The following is a 20,145-nucleotide window of genomic DNA, read 5'->3' on the forward strand; positions in this document are numbered from 1 at the left end:
TCCCCGTCGCTTGCCTCATCACTTGTCGAAATCGACCAGGATCTTGTCGCTCACCGGATAACTCTGGCAAGTCAGAATGTAGCCCCGGGCGATCTCGTAATCCTCAAGAGCAAAATTCGCATCCATGTCGACTTCACCTTCGACCAGCATCGCCCGGCAGGTGGAGCAGACACCGCCCTTGCAGGCATAGGGAAGCTCGAGGCCCTCGTTCGCTGCCGCATCGAGCACCGACGCCGTACCCTTCTCGAAGGACAGGGTGCGGGCTCGCCCATCGATGACGATGGTCGCCTCACACAGGTTCTTCCTATCCGCCGCCGTCGCCTCCTCGGGCCTGCGCTGACGGCGGCCCGGAGTCGAGGTGGCAAACAATTCGAACTTGATCTGGCGCTTGTCGAGACCGTGCTCTTCGAGGCTCTGCGCGACTCCCTGCATCATGTCCTGCGGTCCGCAGATGAAGGCAGTGTCAATCGAAGAGGCATCGATCCAGTGATCGAGCAGCTGATCGCACTTCTCTTTGCTCAACCGGCCATTGAACAGATCGATATCCTGGTGCTCGCGGCTGAGAATATGGATAAGGCTGAACCGGTCGAGATGCTCGTTCTTGAGATCCTCGAGCTCCTCACGGAACATGATCGAGCTCGACGCGCGATTGCCGTAGAACAACGTGAAGGACGATTGCGGCTCGGCAACCAGCGTCGTCTTGACGATGCTGAGCAACGGAGTAATCCCGCTGCCCGCGGCAAATCCCACGAAATGCCGCTTGCGGGTCCGATCGAGGGGCACGAAGAAATTGCCCATGGGAGGCATGGCCTCGATCACCTGCCCGGGCGCGAGCTGCTCGCTGGCCCAATTGGAAAATGCCCCGCCCGCAATCTTCTTGATACCGACCCGAAGCCTGCCCTCCATCGGCGTTGCGCAGATGGAGTAGGATCGCCGCACCTCGTCGCCATCGATATGCGTCCGCAGGGTCATGTACTGCCCCGGCGAGAAGCGGAAAGCCTCCTTGTGCTCATCGGGCACATCGAGGGTGAGAATGATGGCGTCGCGGGTTTCGCGCCGTACATCGGCAACGGTGACGGGATAGAACTTCGTCATGGAGCATCCGCTCGTTTCAAATGCACTTGAAGTAGTCGAAAGGCTCGAGGCAATCACGGCACCGGTACTGAGCCTTGCATGGCGTCGAGCCGAACTCGCTCACCCGCTCGGTATTCTCGGACTGGCAACGGGGGCAAGCGATCACAAGGTCTTTCCGCAGAAAGCGGTCGAAGGGCGATGGCCCGCCTGCAGTCTCGGCCGGCGGCGCGATGCCATAGGCTTGGAGCCTCTGCCGTCCTTCCTGGGTGATCCAGTCGGTCGTCCAGGGAGGCGAGAGCCGGCGCTCGATCCGCAAGCGGTCGATCCCTTTTGCACGCAGAGCGGCCTCGATCTCGAAGGAGATGACGCTCGTTGCAGGGCAGCCCGAGTAAGTGGGCGTGATCGCGACGACGAGTTCATCGTCCTGCCATTGCACATCGCGCACGATGCCGAGATCCATGACGGAGACTGCCGGCACCTCCGGGTCGGGAACGTCCGCCAGCCAGCTTCTGATCTGGTTCGCATCCGGCCGTGTCAGGCTATCGATCATCGACCCCGCGCTCCTTACCACGTGGCGTTGGGATAGGCGCGCTGAAGGAATTGAAGATCGGCCAGGATGTAGCCGAGATGCTCGCTATGAATGCCGCGCTTGCCACCCTTCTGCGCCCAGCCCGGCTGCGGCAGGCTCAGCGTCGCTTCCTCGGCCGTTGCGCGAACGAGGTCGAGCCAAGGCTCGTGCAGCGTCGCGAGATCGGGCCCGAGACCTTCGCCAGCCATGGCTTGATCGATCTCGTCGCTCTCGAACAGCTCGCCCGTATACATCCAGAGATCGTCGATGGCCGTCTGCATGCGGCGATGGCTTTCCTCGGTGCCGTCGCCGAGGCGCAGCACCCAGTCGCGGCTCCGCTCAAGGTGATACGTGACCTCCTTGAGGCCTTTCGCAGCAATCTCGGCGATGCGGGGATCCTTCGAGCCGGCCAGTTCGCGCAGCAGCAGGTAATGCCAGGCATCGAAATAGAACTGTCGCGCCATTGTGACGGCGAAATCGCCGTTCGGCTGCTCGACGAGAAGGACATTGCGGAATTCGCGCCCATCGCGAAGATAAGCGAGCTTGTCGGCGTCCCGCCCCTTGCCTTCGACTTCGCCCGCAAGGTTCAACCAGAGCTGCGTCTGCCCGATGAGGTCGAGGGCAACATTGGAGAGCGCCAGATCCTCCTCGAGCGCCGGCGAGTGCCCGCACCATTCCGACAGGCGGTGCCCGAGGATCAGGGCATTGTCGCCGAGGCGCAGCAGATACTCGAAGAGAGCGTCCTGCTGGTTCATCACATATGCCCCAGCTCTTCGGGAATCTCGTAGAAGGTCGGATGGCGATAGACCTTGCTGTTGGCGGGATCGAACAGCGGTCCCTTCTCGCTCGGCGAGCTTGCCGCGATATCGGATGCCTTCACGACCCAGATGCTGACGCCTTCGTTGCGGCGCGTATAGACATCGCGCGCATTCATGATCGCCATCTCCGCATCGGACGCGTGCAGGCTGCCCACATGTCGGTGCGCGAGGCCATGCTGGCTCCGGATGAACACCTCCCAGAGAGGCCACTCCTTCTTGTCGGTCATTCCTACTCTCCCGCTTATGCCGCCTTGACTTGCGCCCGCGCTGCCTTCTTCGTCGCATAGGCGTCCGCCGCATCGCGCACCCATTGCCCCTCTTCATAGGCCTTCACGCGCGTGCGCAGGCGCTGACGGTTGCAGGGGCCGTTGCCGGCGATCACCTGATAGAACTCGTCCCAGTCGATCTCGCCGAAATCATAGTGCCCGCGCTCCGCGTTCCACTTGAGATCCGGATCAGGAACGGTGAGACCGAGATACTCGGCCTGCGGCACGGTCTGGTCGACGAATTTCTGGCGCAGCTCGTCGTTGGAATTGATCTTGATCTTCCAGCGCAGGGACTGGGCGCTGTGGACCGATTCCGCATCGGACGGGCCAAACATCATCAGCGACGGCCACCACCAGCGGTTCAGCGCATCCTGCGCCATCTGCTTCTGCTCGGGCGTGCCGCGGGCAAGCTTCGTCATCGCATCATAGCCCTGCCGCTGATGGAAGCTCTCCTCCTTGCAGATGCGGATCATGGCGCGGGAATAGGGCCCGTAGGAGCAGCGCTGCAGCGGCACCTGGTTCATGATCGCAGCACCGTCCACGAGCCAGCCGATGGCGCCGATATCGGCCCAGGTGAGCGTCGGGTAGTTGAAGATGCTGGAATACTTGGCCTTGCCGCTGTTGAGCTGCTCCAGGAGCTCGTCGCGGCTCACGCCGAGCGTCTCGGCGGCGCAGTAAAGGTAAAGGCCATGGCCCGCCTCGTCCTGCACCTTGGCGAGCAGGATGGCCTTGCGCTCCAGGGTCGGAGCACGGGTGATCCAGTTGCCCTCCGGCTGCATTCCGATGATCTCGGAATGGGCATGCTGGGAGATCTGCCGGATCAGGGTCTTGCGATAAGCCTCCGGCATCCACTCCTTCGGCTCGATCTTGATGTCGGCGTCGACGCGGTCCTGGAAGGCACGCTCCTCCGGAGACATCTCCTCCTTGGATTGGATGTGCGCGACGCCCGTTTTCACCATCTGTGCATACACGGCGCTTCTCCCTGACATTAAGGCCCTGGGGCTTCGTCCTGTCCCGAGCGGCTCTTCGACAGGCTGAGCCGTATGCGGCGAGGATCGGAGCCCTGCCCGCTGGAGCCACCCTTCAGCGCCATTTCAATTATAGCGCGCAGGCGGCACGCCTCACCGGCTTTCCACGAGTCTTTTTAATATGTCACAGAAATTGGATTATTCAAGAATTTTTTGTAACACTTTCGTCAGCCCGTCTTCACCTCCGCCACTGGCTCCAAGCTTGCGAAGCGCTGCTTGAAGTCTCTGTCGACTGTGGGCAGCGGGCCCCTATCGTTCAGAGCATGAGTGTCGATCCAGCGCTCCGCCGCTGGCAGTAGGGTCCGATAGATCGCGCCACATAGCGCGCGGGCCGCCGTGCCGGCCCAGGGTTTGGGGAGGAGCTGGGACGGCAGCAGTGGGTCCTTCAGGACGGCCCTGCGGTAATCGTGAATCAGGAGGATGCGGACCAACAGAGCATCGAGATTCGTGAAGCCTACACCCCGTTCCAGAGCGCCGAGGGGCCCCGAATAGGTATCGATGAAACGCCTGTAGCGGCTTTCGATCTCGGCCAGGGGCCACGCCCTTTCCACCAGCCTCCGGGCTGTCGGCAGGTCGGCTGGGGTCGCGGCAAGTCTCAAGAACGGGCCCGTCTTTCCGGCCGATGCCGCGGCCGCCATCAGAAGGTCCGGCCCGAGGGCACCGTAGCCTGCCGCCGAGAGCTCGGCCCGGAGTGCGCTCCGATCCTGGGCGTTCTCGAGCAGGAGGAGATCGAAGGAACCCTGCCAGTCCTGGGGCGGATCGGCATAGATCCGCTGCGTGGCTTCGGCGAAAGCCTCGTGTCCTTGAGGCGTCAGACGATAATAGCTGTTGCGCCCAACCTTCCAGCGCTCGAACCAACCCTCGGAGACGAGACGCGACAGGGCTGTCCTGACAAGCGTGTCGCTGATGCGGAATGCCCGCATGATCTCATGCAGCGACGTCAGGGACAGCACCCCGCCTCTGGGCACCACCGCGTCGCCGAAAACCGTCACGATCAGCGACCCCGCCCGGATCGGCGTCCGCTCGTGAAACCTGTCCAGGAGGTTCTCCACAAACGCTGCCATGCAAGCCTACTCCGGTTACCATATGGCGGAGGCGGCACTCGCCTCCTCGGCTCGTCTCTCCCTCACCTACTCACTGTTCCCCATGCCTGTCGAGCCATAGCTCCTGCACCGAGCGCCTCCAATATTCCTTGACTAACCGACCGGTCGGTCAATAATGCCTGAAACGTGCGACAATGCCAAAGCGGCCGCACATTCATCATTCCAAGGTGCCCCAATGAGACTCGAGAGCTTCGTTCGCGGAAGTTGGATGTCGCCCGGCCAAGAACTGGCCGAAATTCACAGCGCCGTCACCGGAGAAGTGGTCGCGCAGGTCGCCAGTGGCGGTCTCGATATGGGCGAGGTGCTGGCTTACGCCCGTCAGGTCGGAGGCCCCGCATTAAGGAAGCTGACCTTCCATCAACGTGCAGAACTTCTGAAACGTCTTGCCATTTATCTGTCAGAGCGCAAGGACCAGCTCTACACGCTCTCCTACCAGACCGGCACCACGCGATCCGACAACTTCATCGATGTGGATGGCGGCATCGGCACACTCTTCGTCTATGCCTCCAAAGGCCGTCGCGAACTGCCCAACGCCACCTTCCTCCTGGATGGGGCCATTGAACCTCTCTCCAAAGGCGGAAGCTTCGTCGGCCAGCATGTGATGACGCCGTTGAATGGCGTTGCGGTTCACATCAACGCTTTCAACTTCCCCTGCTGGGGCATGCTCGAGAAGCTCGCTCCTGCAATCCTGGCCGGCGTGCCGGTGGTCACGAAACCCGCGACGATCACATCCTACGTGGCGCACGCGCTCGTGCGCATGATCGCGGAATCGCGCATCCTCCCCGAGGGTACGCTTCAATGCATTGTCGGCTCCACAGGCGATCTCTTCGACCACCTGACCTGTCAGGATGTCGTGTCGTTCACCGGCTCCGCCGACACGGCGCAGAAGCTGCAGCGGCATCCGGTGATTGCCCGCGAATCCGTACGCTTCATCGCCGAGCGCGACTCTCTGAACGCGGCCATCCTTGCACCTGACGCTGGACCGGGCACGCCGGAGTTCGATCTCTTCATCAAGGAGGTCGCGAAGGAGATGACGGTCAAGGCCGGTCAGAAATGCACGGCCATCCGGCGTGCCATTGCCCCCAACGCGCATGTGCCTGCTGTGATCGAGGCTTTGGGCGAGCGGCTTTCCAAGATCAAGGTCGGTAATCCCGAGCTTGAGGGCGTCCGCATGGGACCGGTCGTCGGTCTCGGACAGCGCCGCGATGTGCTCGCGCAGGTGGCGAAGCTGCGGACGGAGGCAAATATCGTTATTGGCGATCCCGACAACTTCACAGTCGAGGGCGCGGACCGCGAGCGCGGCGCCTTCATCCCCCCTCTCCTGCTGCATTGCCCGGACCCGATCCGGGCCACCAACGTGCACGGCGTCGAGGCTTTCGGCCCTGTCTGCACCGTGATGGGCTATGACGGTCTCGATCAGGCCGTGGCGCTGGCCAATCGTGGCGACGGCAGCCTCGTGGCCTCCCTCTACACCTACGATCCCGCCTCGGCGGCCGATCTCGTCTTCGGCGTCGGCACCTTTCATGGCCGCCTGGTGCTGATCGACCGCGACTGCGCGAAGGAACAGACCGGTCATGGCTCGCCGATGCCGCACATGGTCCACGGCGGACCAGGACGCGCCGGCGGCGGCGAGGAACTCGGCGGCATGCGCGGCGTGCACCATTACATGCAGCGTACGGCTTTGCAGGGCTCGCCCGCCATGCTCTCACGTGTGACGCAAAGCTGGATCAAGGGCGCTCCGACCATCGAAGAGGGACGGCATCCCTTCCGCTACTATTTCGAGGATCTTGCGATCGGGCAGACCTTCGTGTCGAAGGAACGCACGATCACGCTTGAGGACATCGAGCACTTCGCGGAATTCACCGGCGACACCTTCTATGCCCATATGAGCGAGGAAGCTACGAAGAACCATCCGTTCTTCCCCGGCCGCGTGGCCCATGGCTATCTGCTTCTGTCCTTCGCGGCCGGCCTCTTCGTCGACCCGGATCTCGGACCGGTGCTTGCCAATTACGGCCTCGACTCCTTACGTTTCATCAAACCCGTGCAGCCGGGCGAGACCATCAGGGTTCGGCTGACGACAAAGTCGAAATCGCCGCGTAACGAGCAGTACGGCGAGGTCCGCTGGGACGTGGAGATCATGACAGACAAAGGCGAAACGGTCGCGACTTATGAGCTTCTCACGATGAATGCGGTGCGCCCATGACCGCAGCCGCGTCGCCCGAGCAGGCCGAGCCGGTCAGGCTGATTCCAACGGCTCCTGTCGCAGTGATCGAAATCGACAATCCTCCGGTCAACGCCACGTCGCACTCCGTGCGAGCCGGACTGCTCGAGGCGATCCATGACGTCGACCTCGATCCGCGGATCGAAGCCGTCGTGATTGCCTGTGCCGGCCGCACCTTCGTGGCGGGAGCCGACATCCGCGAGTTTGGCCAGACCCCACGCGAGCCGCACCTGCCGGATGTGATCAACGCCATCGAAGCCTGCTCCAAGCCGGTTGTTGCTGCCGTCCACGGCACGGCTCTCGGCGGTGGCTGCGAGATTGCGCTGGCAAGCCATGCCCGTGTTGCCGAGCCAGGAGCAAGCCTTGGTCTGCCGGAGGTCAAGCTCGGGCTGGTCCCGGGAGCCGGCGGCACGCAGCGCCTGCCTCGGCTCGTCGGGCTCGAAGCTGCCCTCGATCTCGTGACGAGCGGAAGAACCGTAAAGGCGGCGGAAGCTCTGCGTCTCGGCTTGGTCGACCGCCTCTCCTCCGGCGATCTGCGCCAGGACGCGATAGAGCTTGCGCGGGAACTGATCGGTCAGCCGCTACGCCGCACCGGGGAGCGACCTGTGGCGCCGATGGATGCCGAAGCTGCATCCGCAAAAGCCGCGGAGATCCGCAGGAAGGCGAGAGGCGCCGAGGCGCCAGGCAAGGCCGCGGAACTCGTGCTGTTGTCCGCAAGCCTTCCGCTCAAGGACGGCATGGCGCGTGAGCGTGAGACATTCCTGGAACTGCGCTCGTCCGAGCAGTCGGCTGCCCTGCGTCACGCCTTCTTCGCCGAGCGGGAGGTGACGCGTCTTCCGGGCCTCGATTCCGTTGAACCTCGCCCGGTTCAGAAGGTCGGGATCGTCGGCGCCGGAACCATGGGCTCCGGCATCGCCATCGCCTTTGCGGATGCGGGTTTCGACGTCAAGGTCGTCGAGGCGAGCGAACAGGCGCTTGCTGCCGGGCAGACCCGGATCGCAGATGTCTACGACAAGCAGGTTGCGAGCGGTCGGCTCACGGCGGCAGCGAGGGATGAGCGCCTGCGGACCATTGGGTATGCGCTTGGAACGAGCTCCCTGTCGGATCGGGATCTCGTCATCGAAGCGGTGTTCGAGGATCTGGAGGTCAAGCGGGCGCTGTTCCGCGATCTCGACGGGATTCTTCCGCCTGGAACAATCCTGGCAACGAATACCAGTTACCTCGACATATCACTGATCGCATCTGTCACTTCGCGGCCGGCCGACGTGGTGGGACTGCATTTCTTCAGTCCCGCCAACGTGATGAAGCTCCTCGAGATCGTGCGGACCGACAAAACGGCCGCCGACGTCGTTGCAACAGGCCTTAGTCTTGCCAAGCGCTTGCGCAAGATTGCCGTGGTCTGCCGGGTCTGCGATGGCTTCGTGGGGAACCGCATCCTGTCGCGCTATCGCCTGCAGGCGGAGTATCTGCTCGAGGAAGGCGCCCTGCCGCACGAAATCGACGCTGCCCTTGAGGCGTTCGGCTTCCCGATGGGACCTTTCGCCGTATCGGATCTCGCCGGCCTCGATATCGCCTGGGCGCGCCGCAAGCGCTTGGCGCCGACCCGCGACCCGCGCGAGCACTATGTCGACATCGCCGACCGGCTCTGCGAGGCGGGCCGCTTCGGTCGCAAGACCGGCGCGGGCTGGTATCGCTACGAGGGCGGCAAGCGGGAGGTCGATCCTTTCGTCACGACCCTCGTCGAGGAGTCTTCGCAGCGGCGGGGGCTGACGCGGCGCCAAATCCCGGCCGACGAGATCCAGTCCCGAATTCGGGCCGCCATCGTCAACGAAGCCTGCAAGATCCTCGACGAGCGCATCGTCGAGCGTCCGCTCGATGTCGATGTGGTGATGATGCACGGCTATGGCTATCCGGCCTGGCGCGGCGGTCCCCTGTTCGAAGCGGATCGTGTGGGGCTGCAGCCGATCCTCGCGCAGGTGAAAGAGCGTGCCGACCAGGATGGGCCCGGCTGGGAACCGGCCGACGGCCTTGTCGGCCGCGCCGCTTCGGGAGCGAAGTTCTATCCGTAGGCGCAGTCCCGCGATCGGGATCGCAAAACAGGAAGCGGGGGATGATTCATGTTCGATCGAGCGACCGCCGAACGGATGCTGACCGATGTCTTTGCGCCGTGGGTGCAGGACCTCAATCTCTCCGTCGCGAGCCTCGACAAGGAGGGCGCGACCTTACGCATGCGGTTCTCGGAGAAACTCTGCCGCGACAACGGCGTGATCTGCGGGCAGGCTCTCATGAGCCTTGCCGATACCGCGATGGTCTTCGCGGTCTCCTCCGCCGGCGGCGCCTACCGGCCTATGACGACCGTTGATCAGACCATGCACTTCCTTCGCCCTGCAGCCAATGCCGATGTGCTGGCCGACGCGAAGGTCGTTCGCCTCGGACGCACCATGGCGTTCGGGAGCGTGACGCTCACGACCGATTGCGACACACGGCCCGTAGCGATGGCGCAGCTCGCCTATGCCCTGTTGCCCGAGAGCAAGTAGAATAGCCTGCTGTCCTCGAAGACTGGCTCATCATATGCTTCCCTCATCGTCATGGCCGGGCTTGTCCCGGCCATCTCAATGGGAAAAGCGCTGCGCTTCAAGCCATCGGGATCACCGGCACGAGGCTGGTGATGACGTGAGGATGCTACCAGCTCCTTACGAGCCCGATTCTCAGAACGGCAGCGCCACGCTGGTCTTGATCTCCTTCAGGATCACGTTGGTGCGGACATAGCGGATGCCGGGCAGCCGGAACATGAACTCGTCGAGGAAGGCGTTGTAGGCGTGCATGTCGCGCACCACGACGCGCAGGTGATAATCGGCGTCTCCCGTGGTCGCGAAGCACTCCATGACCTCGGCGCGCTCTGTTACACGTGAAACAAATTCGTCGACGAATTTCGCATCGTGCCGCTCCAGCGACACATGCAGGATGGCGGAGGTGGCAAACCCCGCCTTTTCCCGATCCACTAGCGCCGAATAGCCCACGATCACGCCGGATTCTTCGAGCGCACGAACACGCCGCCAGCAGGCCGAGGTGGACATGCCCACATCCTCAGCCAGCTGCTGGTTCGTGGTGCGTCCCTCCTTCTGCAGCTGCGCCAGAATGTGTTCGTCCTGCTTCTCGATCATGGCACCCTTCGTCCGTGGTAGACCCTACCATTTATAGGGCTATTTTATACGCCTTCTACCACATGCACCGATCAGGAGAAATGAATAGGAAACACCTACCAGCCGTTCGGGATTATCCTTGAACAGCCAGCAAACGGCGTTTCTCGTTTCGGGATCAGGCCTATGAACCGCGCTCCGTCACTCGATGCCTACCAGCTTGCCGACCGCTACGCCCGGGAAACCGGCAGGGTCTTTATGACCGGCACACAGGCCATCGTCCGCATCGTGCTCGACCAGGCCACGCGGGACAAAGACGTGGGCCTCGATACGGCGGGCTTCGTGTCCGGCTATCGCGGCTCGCCGCTCGGCGGCGTCGATCTCGAACTCTGGCGCGTGAAGGATCAACTGAAGGCGCACCGGATCGAGTTCCTGCCCGCCGTTAACGAGGATCTGGCAGCCACGGCCGTCCTCGGCTCGCAGCAGGTCGAAACCAATCCCGACCGGCAGGTCCAGGGCGTCTTCGGTCTCTGGTACGGCAAGGGTCCCGGCGTCGACCGCTCGGGTGATGCCCTCAAGCACGGCAACGCCTATGGCTCGTCGCCGCATGGCGGCGTGCTGGTGATCGCCGGCGATGACCATGGCTGCGTGTCCTCGTCGATGCCGCATCAATCGGACGTCGCCTTCATGAGCTGGTTCATGCCGACGCTCCATCCGGCCAGCGTCAGCGAATACCTCGAATTCGGCGAATACGGTTATGCGCTGAGCCGCTTCTCCGGCATGTGGGTCGGCTTCAAGGCGGTGTCGGAGATCGTCGAGTCCGGCATCTCCGTCGAGCTGCGCCCTCCTCGCCAGTTCCAGGAGCCTGATTTCACGCCGCCACCCGGCGGCCTGCACTATCGCTGGCCGGATCTGCCGGGACCTCAGATCGAGGAGCGCATGGAGGCGAAGAAGCATGCGGTCTATGCCTTCGCCAAGGCCAACCCGATCGACCGCCGCCTTTACGATATTCCGAACGCCTCCTACGGCATCGTCACTGCCGGCAAGGCCCATCTCGATTTGATGGAGGCGCTGCGCCTGATCGGCCTCGACGAGTCCGCATGCCGTGCGCATGGCATCGACATCTACAAGGTCGGCATGGTGTGGCCGCTCGCCCTGCACGACGCCATGGAGTTCGTGAAGGGCAAGCGCGAGATCCTCGTGGTCGAGGAAAAGCGCGGCATCATCGAAAGCCAGTTCAAGGAATACTTTTACGATTATCCGGGCTCGAAGCCCGAGCGGATGGTCGGCAAGCATGACGAAACCGGCGAACGGCTCATCCCGTGGACAGGCGAGTTGTCACCGCGTTTCCTCGCGGGCGTTCTGGCGAAGCGCCTCGATCCGATTTTCCCCGATCTCGATCTCAACCGTCGCGCCTCAGCTCTGTCTCCGGAGCCCGAGCGGATCATAGCCGTGCCGGGCGCAACGCGCACACCCTATTTCTGCTCCGGCTGCCCGCACAACACCTCGACGAAAGTGCCGGAAGGCTCGAAGGCGCTCGCTGGCATCGGCTGCCACTTCATGGCAAGCTGGATGGACCGGGAGACCTCGTCCCTCATCCAGATGGGCGGCGAGGGCGTAAACTGGGCGGCCTCCTCCAAGTTCACCGGCCAGGGTCACATCTTCCAGAACCTCGGCGAAGGCACCTATTATCATTCAGGCTCCATGGCGATCCGGCAGGCCATCGCGGCGGGCGCCAACATCACCTACAAGATCCTGTTCAACGACGCGGTCGCCATGACCGGCGGCCAGCCTGTCGATGGACCGATCAGCGTCTATGCCATCGCCCATAGCGTCCGCGCCGAAGGTGTATCGCGCATCGCGCTGGTATCGGACGATCCGGAGAAGTTCGTTCCGGCGGATCTACCGAAAGGCGTGACGATCCATCCGCGCGAAGATCTCGATCCCGTGCAGAAGGAGCTGCGCGACATCCCCGGCGTCACGGTGCTGATCTACGAGCAGACCTGCGCGACGGAAAAGCGCCGCCGCCGCAAGCGCGGGCAGATGGAGGACCCGAAGCGGTTTGCTTATATCAACGACCTCGTCTGCGAAGGCTGCGGCGATTGCTCGGTGGCCTCCAACTGCCTGAGCGTCGAGCCGAAGGAGACGGCTTTCGGCCGCAAGCGCAAGATCAACCTCTCCACCTGCAACAAGGACTTTTCCTGCCTGGAAGGCTTCTGCCCCAGCTTCGTCACCGTGGAGGGAGCCACACGCAAGGCCAAGACCACGACGGGCTTTGACGCCGCCGCACAGGCCGCGACGCTACCATCCCCCGCCCTCCCCAGCCTCGCGCAGCCGTTCGATCTGCTGGTGACCGGCGTCGGCGGCACGGGCGTCGTCACCATCGGCGCGCTCATCAGCATGGCGGCGCATTTGGAAGGACACGGCGTGTCGGTGCTGGACTTCACGGGCTTTGCCCAGAAATTCGGGCCCGTCCTGAGCTACGTCCGGCTTGCGGCGAATCCCGAAGCCCTCCATCAGGTCCGCATCGATCAGGGCGCCGCCGATGCACTGATTGGCTGCGATCTCGTCGTCAGTTCCTCGCCCAAGGCGTCGGGCACCTATCGCAACGGCACGCGGGCCGTGATCAACACGGCGGAAATGCCGACCGGCGATGTGGTGCGCTTCCGCGATGCGGATCTCGCCGGCCGGACGCGCCTGCGGGCCATCGAGCGGGTGATCGGCGCCGGAAACATGGCGACGATCAACGCCAATGCGCTCGCCGAGTCGCTGCTCGGCGACACCGTCTATGCCAATGTGATGATGCTCGGCTTCGCATGGCAGCAGGGGCTGGTGCCGGTTTCGTTCGAGGCGCTGTCGCGTGCCATCGAGCTCAACGGGGTAACCGTCGAGCGCAACCGGCAGGCTTTCGCCTGGGGCCGTCTCTTGAGCGCCGATCCCGATGTCGTGCGCCAAGTTGCCGGCGACAAGCCGGAAGAGGTTGAGACGCTCGACCAAGTGATCGCACGCCGGGCCGCGTTCCTGACCTCGTACCAGAATGCCGCCTATGCGGCCCGTTTCGAGGCCATGGTGGCCCGCGTCCGCAAGGCGGAAAGCGCTCTTGGTTCCGAGACACTCACCGACGCCGTGGCGCGCTCGCTCTTCAAGCTCATGGCCTACAAGGACGAGTACGAGGTCGCGCGCCTCCACATGGAGACGGGCTTCCTCGACGAGCTGCGGCAGCAATTCGAGGGCGACTTCACGGTGCATTATCACCTCGCACCGCCGCTCCTCCCGTCGAAGCTCGATGCGCGCGGCCGCCCCCGCAAGCGCAGCTTCGGTCCCTGGATCCAGACGCCGATGTCCGTTCTCGCCAAGCTCAAGGTGTTGCGCGGGACGCCCTTCGACCTCGTCGGCTACACGGCCGAGCGGCGCACGGAGCGCGCCCTGATCGGCTGGTACGAGGGACAGATCGACAGGATTCTCGAAAGCCTCGATCGCCAGCGTTTCGCCGATCTGCTGGCTATCGCCAAGGCTCCGATGGACATTCGCGGCTACGGTCCGGTCAAGGAAGCCGCCATCCATCAGGTGCGGTCGAATGTCGAGCACCTGTGGGAACGTCTCGCGGTGGAACCTGCAGTGATCGACCCCCACCGGCCGGAAGCGATCCGCGCGTGATGGCCACCGCTCCACGTCATCACCGGCCTTGTGCCGGTGATCTCGACTGTGTGAGGCGCAGTGCCTTTCCGAATCGGGATGGCCGGGACAAGCCCGGCCATGACGGCAGAGGGTGGCATCCGAGACGCGCCAAATAGCAGCTGCGTTTCGATGACCCGGCCCTAGGAATCCTGGGTCACGCTGCTTTGCGGCGTTGTCGCCATCGCTTTCTGCAGGGCCGCCACCAGATCATCCGGGAGAATGGGCTTATGGAGGAAGGCGGCGTTGGGCGGCAGGTCGCCGGGGCCAGGCCCGGTTTTGCCGGAGATCACCAGCACTCCCACCTCGGGCCAGCCCTGCCGGACCAGCCGGGCGAATTCGAAGCCGTCGATGGAGCCCGGCATGTCCACGTCCGTGAGGACGACGGAAATGTCCGGCCGGCTCTTCAGCACCTCGAACGCCTCGTCGGCATCCTGGGCCTCGACGACCCAGAACTCGGCCTCTCGCAGAATATCGACCTGCGTCAGACGAACGAGAGGCTCGTCTTCGACCAGGAGAACGACAGGGTGTTTCACAACTCTGCGATGCGGTTTCATGCTCCAGGAAACGGGCCCGATCCGATCCAGTTCCCTCCGGTCGCACAGGCGCAGGCTTTTCGAACGTGCTGAAGCAGGGCAGGAACTTTGTCAGGCGCGTCTGGCTTTCGCCGTGAGCTGTCTGATCCGATCGATGACGTCCTGTGACGGATAAGGCTTCTTCAACAAGGGACCGGCCTCGCAGAGGGTCGCGGCGATATCCGCCGACCGCTCCGCCCCGGAGGTGAGAATCACCTGCGTTCCCGGCTTGTTGGCGCGGATCCAGCGCGCCAGTCCGAAGCCATCCATACTCCCGGACATCTCGACATCGCTGAACACCACATCGACGGACACCTCGGGCGACTGGAGGATCACCACCGCCTCTTCCGCGCTGACGGCCTCGTGGACCCGATAGCCGCACTCGCGCAGGTAATCCGCGATGACGAGACGGATCAGAACCTCGTCCTCGACGACGAGAACGGTCTGAAGGGAAGAATCGGCGTCAGCCGTGACATTTGTCGATATCGTGCTCACTTTCTGCTAACCGCCCAGCTTTTGTCTTGGTTCCACCCGCCCTGCCTCACGGGGGTTCCGGCCAGTTGAGACTGCGGATGACGAGGTCGACGACCTGGGACGCGCGATACGGCTTGCGAATGAGCAGACCGAGGTCACCGAGGTCCAAGTCTTCCGACCCGTCCCCATCCGCAGAAGCGACGATGATCCTGATGGGCTTCTGCTGGGCGCCGACGCGACGCGCCGTCTCCACTCCGCTCCCGGATCCCTGCGGGTCGAGGGCCATGAAGAGGAGATCGACCCGGACGGCCTCGAGCACCGTCAGGGCCTCCTCGGCAGACCCGGCCTCCAGGACCTTGAATCCCGAGCCGCGCAATTCGTCGCTGACAAGGCACCGGACCCGGACATCGTCTTCGACAACTAGGATGGTGGGAGGTGTCCGGCGTGGAAGAACCGTGACGGATGCAGCGCTCATTCTTGCCCCTGACGCGATACACTGGCGCATCGTGCGGAAAAGTGGACCCGGCTTTCCGCTCTGGACGATGCGCTGCTTGAGGAATTGAGCATCGGACCGATGCTTCAGGCGGACAACGTGCTTCTGCCTCAACGGTTCTCCCGGGGTTCAGTCGGGTTGTCCCCCTCAACCCGCTGGCCTCGGGGAGCGGAACCGTCTATCAATGGCCACGTTTCACTTTTGCCCTCTCCTGATGTCGCGTTGGTCCCTTGTCTGATCCGAAGCCCTTAGGCGTCATTCTCCTGGTGGAAGACGAACCGTTGGTGCGGCTGGTTGTGGCCGACATTCTCATGGAGGCGCAGTTCCGCGTGATCGAGGCGGCGGACGCGGAGGAGGCCCTGAGGGTTCTGAAGGCCGAGGTCGACGTGGACGTGGTCCTCTCGGATGTCGAGATGCCGCCCGGCATGAATGGCTATGACCTGGCCCGGCAGATCCACGAGAATTGGCCCTCGATGGGGATTCTCGTCGCCTCGGGCCGCGAGTGGCCGCGGGCCGATGATTTGCCCCCGGGAGCGGTCTTCCTGGGCAAGCCCTACTCCCACGCGACCCTGGTGTCCCATGTCCTAGCCGCCACGGAAAAGGCTCAAGCCGCCCGCGCCCTCGCCAAGCCGCAGGGAGGAACCGACGGGACCGCCGATGGCGCGGCTGCGCCCATTCCGAAGACCGCCTGATCGGCCTCATGGCATTCGGGCGCAGCTCATGAGAACTGCGCCCGATGATCGTTCGAGAATGCGATCCGCCCTTGGGTTCTAGGCGGCCCGCACTCCCTGGAGGAAGCCTTCGACTTCCTTGCTCAGCGCATTCGAGTTGGACGCCAGCTCGCCGGCCGCGGCGAGCACCTGAGACGCGGCCGAACCGGCATGGGTGGCCGCACCCTGGACCTGGACGATGCTCTCGCTCACGTCCTGCGTGCCCCTTGCCGCCTCGCTGACATTGCGCGCGATCTCCTGCGTGGCGGCCTGCTGCTCTTCGACGGCGGCGGCGACGCTGGTGGCGATCTGGTGCACCTCTTCGATGGTGAGACCAATGTCGCGGATGGCGTCGACCGCACCCTTCGTCGATTGCTGGATCTGATGGACATGGGAGCTGATGTCCTCGGTCGCCCGCGAGGTCTGGTTCGCGAGCTCCTTCACCTCGGCGGCCACCACGGCAAAGCCCTTGCCGGCCTCGCCGGCCCGCGCCGCCTCGATGGTGGCATTGAGCGCGAGAAGGTTGGTCTGGCTTGCGATCGTGTTGATCAGGGCGACGACGTCGCCGATCTTCTGCGCGCCGTCCGCCAGCGTTTCCACGAGTTCGTTGGTCTTGCGCGCATTCTGCACAGCTTTCGCCGCCGCAACCGATGTCTGCGACACCTGCGAGCCGATCTCGTTGGAGGAAGCCGCCAGCTGCTCGGCCGCAGCCGCAACGGCCTGCACGTTGCTGGACGTTTCCTCGGCCGCGGCCGCCACCGAGTTCGATTGCTGGTTGGTCTGCTGAGCCGTCGATGCCATCGAGCGGGCCGTCGCTTCCATCTGCTGGGCGGCGACCGAGAGATGCTGGACCAGACCGCCGACGCTGCCTTCGAAGCTTTGGGCGAGCGCCATCATCTCGATCCTGCGCCGCTCGCCTGCCTGCTTCTCGGCTTCGGCCTGGGCATGCCGAAGGTCCGCCGCTTCCTGCATGGCACCGGCGAACACCTGCGTCGCCTTCCAGATATCGCCGATCTCGTCCTTGCCGGCCTTGGCCTGCGGCAGGTTGTAGTCGCCCGAGGCGAGCTTCTGGATGGCATCGGTCACGCGCTTCAGCGGCTGCGCGATCTGTCGATGGCCGACGAGCCAGCCGATCAGCAGCGCAATGAGGGTGCCCGCCAGCGCAATCGAGATGAGCAGCATCAGCCGCTGGTCGTAGAGTTCGGTCGCACGACGCTCGACGGCTGCGATCTCTTCGCTGCCCCGCTTGGTCAAGGCGTCGATGCTGACCTGGAAGGCTTTCCGGTTGGCCCGGTTGGCGTCGTTGTTGCCCTGCGCATTGGCGGCCGCGGGCGAGACATCGGCGCCGAGCCTCACGGTCTCGGAGCGGAACTTCTTGAACTCCGCCGCATCTGTCACGACAGCATCGAACAGGGCCTTGCTGTCGCTTGGAACGATCGGCTCCCACTCCTTCAGGAGAGTGTCCATGTCCTTGAGTGTCGCGAGAAGCCCGTCACCGAACTTGCGTGCTTCGGTCGTATCCTTCGATGCATAGATGCCTCTGGCTTCCATGACGACATGGGTGACCAGGCGATTGAGGCGCTCTCCATAGAGAGCACGGGTGGCCGCGAGCCTCACGTCGTCGACAGCTTGGTTATACGTTTGCAGCGTGCTGATGCCGACGGCAGCCGTCATGACAGCAACAAAGCTCAACGCCGCGACGAGCGCGAAAATCTTCGTTCTAATCTTCATTATCAACCCCGAACGACCAAAGCCACCGCAACATCCACGAATGGCATTCGATGATATCGTGCGGATGCTTGCGTGAGGCTGCCTTATCCTTGCGGTGAATACAGCCAGGTTTCTCTGCGGCAGGTGACGAATTCTTAAGCATAAACCCATAGGAATGATTGCACGCGATTCTCAACCTGGCGGTTTCCATGGGCATTCGGTTCGATAAGGTATTGGAGCAGGTGGCCATGGCCGGAAGCGGCAAGGGGCCCGTCTCCACGGCTGAGAAACGAGAGCGGAAGGTTCAACGCATCGAAGAATCCATCCGCGCCCGCGAGGCGGTGGGCGACCGCATCGTGATGTGCTTGGGACTGGCCCTCACTCTCTCCGCAATCGGACTGCCGGTCTACGCCCTGCATTTGAGCGACAGCTATACTTATCTCAAGAGCGCCGTGACCAACACGACCGCCGGCAGAGCCGCCGCAAATTCGACGCGCCCCTCCGATCTGAGCCCCGCGACAACCGGCTCACTGACCAAGAAAGAGATTCAACCGGCTGCAGGTCAGAAGGGCGATGCGGCAGCGCAGACCGCCAGCAGAGGAGCGCTGTTCCAACGCTACGTCGTTCATCGGGCGACAGGCGGATCAGCCCTGATCGAAGGCCCCGAAGGCCTCTGGTGGGTTACGCCCGGCATGACGCTGCCCGGAATCGGCCAGATCATCTCCATCGAGCGTTCCGATGCGGGCTGGGTCGTCCTGACGACCGAGACCATGATCACTCAGTCGCCGTCGGCGCGGGCATCGAGCTAGCACATCAGGCTTGAACGTGGATTTGCCCTTTCGGGATCCGTTCGACGCCCTCGTCATTGATGAGCGCGTCGTGCGGCACTCGACCAAGTGCCTCGCCTGACATCGCCCCATCGTCCTGATCGAGATCGGAACAGGGCTTTGTTCGACAGGCCCGCCGCCTACTTCGTCGCCGTCACCATCGGCGCCGCCTGGTTTCCGAGCCAGACCCAGCCCGCACTGTCGGACCCTTCCCGCTTCACATAGCGATAGCCCGTCTGCTGCCAGGGGAGGACGGCATTGCGCTTGTTGTCGAGAATGTAATCGCCGCGATCCGTTCTCGCCATGAGCACGGCGTGCCCAGCGCCGATCTCGTCGATGACCACCGTCATGCGCAGGGCTCGCTGCGGCAGGCCTGATTCGGTGAGAAGGCGACGCTTCAGCAACTGGATGTCCTCGCAATCGCCCAGTCCGTCATCGGGATAATCCCAGCGATCCGCGACACCCCAGTGATCCTGGTCCGTCACCGGCAGGATCTCCTTGTTCACGCGCTCGTTCACGTCGGCAATGGTCTTCCAGATCGCCTGATTGAGAACGATCGTGTCAGGCTCTGAAGGATTGAGAGCGCATTCCCGCGGCATGTGCGTGCAGAACGCGACCCATGCCGGAGTCGGCCCGGCCGCCCCCACGGTCAGAATCGCATCTCCGGGCATCGGTGATTGGGGTAGCGCGAGAACCGATCCCGCACCGGCCATGGCGGACAGGACGGATGCGGCGAGCCCCGCCGCAGCGAAGATATGATTGAGGCGTTTACCTCGCCTCCGTATCGTCCTGAAAGTAATCACGCTCATGCCCCGCGTCTGTTCAGCTTTTTTCTTTTCAACAAAGCTGTCAGCAGCGGACGCTCGGCGCAAGCGCGAACTCGTCGCAAGGTCACGAACGACTCGTCACTGTTGACTTCCAGCAACAGAGCAAGCAACCGGCGTCATCGTGAGATGGCGACCTCTCTGAACGAAGAGGTAAGATCAGTATTGGGCGGGTTCGAATACAACCGGACCTGTTTGACGCCGGAATCCCGTCGAGAACCGATGAAATGGTGCGTCCGGCAACCGAGCGGCTGCCCTGTCTCGGCATCAACCGTGATCGTCGACGATCAATGCGGCGCCTTCGGCGCATCAAGGCCTCGTTTCATTCAATACCGGCTCTGCGCCACGCTGCGATGTCTCGCCCAATGCCTCGTCCTCGTCGAGGAGACCATGAGGCGGAAGACAGGCGTCCCGATCAGCCCGACCAGGGAAGCAGCAACGACGGGCACCAGAACGACAGCCATGGATCTTTCCTCATCACTTGGAGGTACTCCTTCCATATGACATCGCGAGCTTGCCCGAACCTGACGAAGCGTTTTCGCAGCCTCAACGGTTCCGGCATGAGGTTTACTACATTCACAGGAAGAGCTTCGGTCGCCCGGGATCGGCGTATAGTGTCGAACCGAAGTGAACATCGGT

General features: G+C 63.3%; 19 protein-coding genes. 6 read left to right on the forward strand and 13 right to left on the reverse strand.

Going from position 1 to position 20,145, the window contains the following annotated elements; translation table 11 throughout:
* Window positions 1-18: 18 nt before the first annotated feature.
* The 6 genes from paaE to ACD578_RS18870 form a co-directional block, all read right to left on the reverse strand.
* Window positions 19-1,095: a 1,2-phenylacetyl-CoA epoxidase subunit PaaE gene (gene paaE, locus ACD578_RS18845; protein ID WP_404287465.1), complete on the reverse strand. Its 1,077-nt coding sequence runs from the start codon at window positions 1,093-1,095 to the stop codon at window positions 19-21.
* 16 nt (window positions 1,096-1,111) lie between these two features.
* A complete protein-coding gene (gene paaD, locus ACD578_RS18850) occupies window positions 1,112-1,624 on the reverse strand; it encodes a 1,2-phenylacetyl-CoA epoxidase subunit PaaD (protein ID WP_404287467.1) in 513 nt (170 codons plus the stop codon).
* A gap of 14 nt (window positions 1,625-1,638) precedes the next feature.
* Complete coding sequence (gene paaC / locus ACD578_RS18855; protein WP_404287469.1) at window positions 1,639-2,397, reverse strand: 1,2-phenylacetyl-CoA epoxidase subunit PaaC; 759 nt, start codon at window positions 2,395-2,397, stop codon at window positions 1,639-1,641.
* Complete coding sequence (gene paaB, locus ACD578_RS18860) at window positions 2,397-2,687, reverse strand: 1,2-phenylacetyl-CoA epoxidase subunit PaaB (RefSeq protein WP_152712580.1); 291 nt, start codon at window positions 2,685-2,687, stop codon at window positions 2,397-2,399. Before paaB ends, paaC begins: the two co-directional genes overlap by 1 nt.
* Before the next feature lie 14 nt (window positions 2,688-2,701).
* Window positions 2,702-3,697: a 1,2-phenylacetyl-CoA epoxidase subunit PaaA gene (paaA, locus tag ACD578_RS18865; RefSeq protein WP_404287472.1), complete on the reverse strand. Its 996-nt coding sequence runs from the start codon at window positions 3,695-3,697 to the stop codon at window positions 2,702-2,704.
* 224 nt (window positions 3,698-3,921) lie between these two features.
* Window positions 3,922-4,818, reverse strand: coding sequence for a PaaX family transcriptional regulator C-terminal domain-containing protein (locus ACD578_RS18870; protein ID WP_404287474.1), 897 nt, complete (start codon window positions 4,816-4,818; stop codon window positions 3,922-3,924).
* A 214-nt stretch (window positions 4,819-5,032) separates the two neighbouring features.
* Between ACD578_RS18870 and paaZ the strand changes: the two genes are divergently transcribed.
* The 3 genes from paaZ to ACD578_RS18885 are packed head-to-tail and all read left to right on the forward strand — an operon-like array spanning window position 5,033 to window position 9,615.
* Window positions 5,033-7,060: a phenylacetic acid degradation bifunctional protein PaaZ gene (gene paaZ, locus ACD578_RS18875; RefSeq protein WP_404287476.1), complete on the forward strand. Its 2,028-nt coding sequence runs from the start codon at window positions 5,033-5,035 to the stop codon at window positions 7,058-7,060.
* Entirely contained in the window at window positions 7,057-9,147 is a 2,091-nt protein-coding gene (locus ACD578_RS18880) for a 3-hydroxyacyl-CoA dehydrogenase NAD-binding domain-containing protein (protein ID WP_404287478.1), read from the forward strand. Before paaZ ends, ACD578_RS18880 begins: the two co-directional genes overlap by 4 nt.
* A 48-nt stretch (window positions 9,148-9,195) precedes the next feature.
* Complete coding sequence (locus ACD578_RS18885) at window positions 9,196-9,615, forward strand: PaaI family thioesterase (protein WP_404287480.1); 420 nt, start codon at window positions 9,196-9,198, stop codon at window positions 9,613-9,615.
* Window positions 9,616-9,786: 171 nt separating this feature from the next.
* On the opposite strand, the gene ACD578_RS18890 is transcribed toward ACD578_RS18885, so the two are convergent.
* Complete coding sequence (locus ACD578_RS18890) at window positions 9,787-10,242, reverse strand: Lrp/AsnC family transcriptional regulator (RefSeq protein WP_404287482.1); 456 nt, start codon at window positions 10,240-10,242, stop codon at window positions 9,787-9,789.
* Between the two features lie 162 nt (window positions 10,243-10,404).
* Between ACD578_RS18890 and ACD578_RS18895 the strand changes: the two genes are divergently transcribed.
* Complete coding sequence (locus ACD578_RS18895) at window positions 10,405-13,875, forward strand: indolepyruvate ferredoxin oxidoreductase family protein (RefSeq protein ID WP_404287484.1); 3,471 nt, start codon at window positions 10,405-10,407, stop codon at window positions 13,873-13,875.
* Between the two features lie 161 nt (window positions 13,876-14,036).
* Here the strand turns inward: ACD578_RS18895 and ACD578_RS18900 are convergent, their stop codons facing one another.
* From ACD578_RS18900 to ACD578_RS18910, 3 genes are all read right to left on the reverse strand, one after another.
* Complete coding sequence (locus ACD578_RS18900; protein ID WP_404287486.1) at window positions 14,037-14,450, reverse strand: response regulator; 414 nt, start codon at window positions 14,448-14,450, stop codon at window positions 14,037-14,039.
* A gap of 90 nt (window positions 14,451-14,540) precedes the next feature.
* Window positions 14,541-14,963 carry a response regulator gene (locus ACD578_RS18905; protein ID WP_404287488.1) on the reverse strand — a complete coding sequence of 141 codons (423 nt, stop codon included), beginning with the start codon at window positions 14,961-14,963 and terminating at the stop codon, window positions 14,541-14,543.
* A gap of 46 nt (window positions 14,964-15,009) precedes the next feature.
* Window positions 15,010-15,417: a response regulator gene (locus tag ACD578_RS18910; RefSeq protein WP_404287490.1), complete on the reverse strand. Its 408-nt coding sequence runs from the start codon at window positions 15,415-15,417 to the stop codon at window positions 15,010-15,012.
* Window positions 15,418-15,665: 248 nt separating this feature from the next.
* On the opposite strand from ACD578_RS18910, the gene ACD578_RS18915 reads away from it, so the two are divergent.
* Window positions 15,666-16,127, forward strand: a complete 462-nt coding sequence (locus tag ACD578_RS18915; protein WP_404287492.1) for a response regulator — start codon at window positions 15,666-15,668, stop codon at window positions 16,125-16,127.
* Window positions 16,128-16,205: 78 nt separating this feature from the next.
* On the opposite strand, the gene ACD578_RS18920 is transcribed toward ACD578_RS18915, so the two are convergent.
* Complete coding sequence (locus ACD578_RS18920; RefSeq protein WP_404287494.1) at window positions 16,206-17,876, reverse strand: methyl-accepting chemotaxis protein; 1,671 nt, start codon at window positions 17,874-17,876, stop codon at window positions 16,206-16,208.
* Between the two features lie 188 nt (window positions 17,877-18,064).
* On the opposite strand from ACD578_RS18920, the gene ACD578_RS18925 reads away from it, so the two are divergent.
* Window positions 18,065-18,664 carry a hypothetical protein gene (locus ACD578_RS18925; protein WP_404287496.1) on the forward strand — a complete coding sequence of 200 codons (600 nt, stop codon included), beginning with the start codon at window positions 18,065-18,067 and terminating at the stop codon, window positions 18,662-18,664.
* A 158-nt stretch (window positions 18,665-18,822) separates the two neighbouring features.
* Here ACD578_RS18925 and ACD578_RS18930 read toward each other — a convergent pair whose 3' ends face one another.
* Window positions 18,823-19,491 (reverse strand): transglutaminase-like cysteine peptidase, encoded by a 669-nt coding sequence (locus ACD578_RS18930; RefSeq protein ID WP_404287498.1) that lies wholly within the window; start codon window positions 19,489-19,491, stop codon window positions 18,823-18,825.
* Between the two features lie 341 nt (window positions 19,492-19,832).
* Complete coding sequence (locus tag ACD578_RS18935; protein ID WP_404287500.1) at window positions 19,833-19,970, reverse strand: hypothetical protein; 138 nt, start codon at window positions 19,968-19,970, stop codon at window positions 19,833-19,835.
* Between the last annotated feature and the right edge of the window lie 175 nt (window positions 19,971-20,145).

Origin of the sequence: Microvirga sp. RSM25 (assembly GCF_044784385.1) — a bacterium.
GTDB lineage: Bacteria > Pseudomonadota > Alphaproteobacteria > Rhizobiales > Beijerinckiaceae > Microvirga > Microvirga tunisiensis.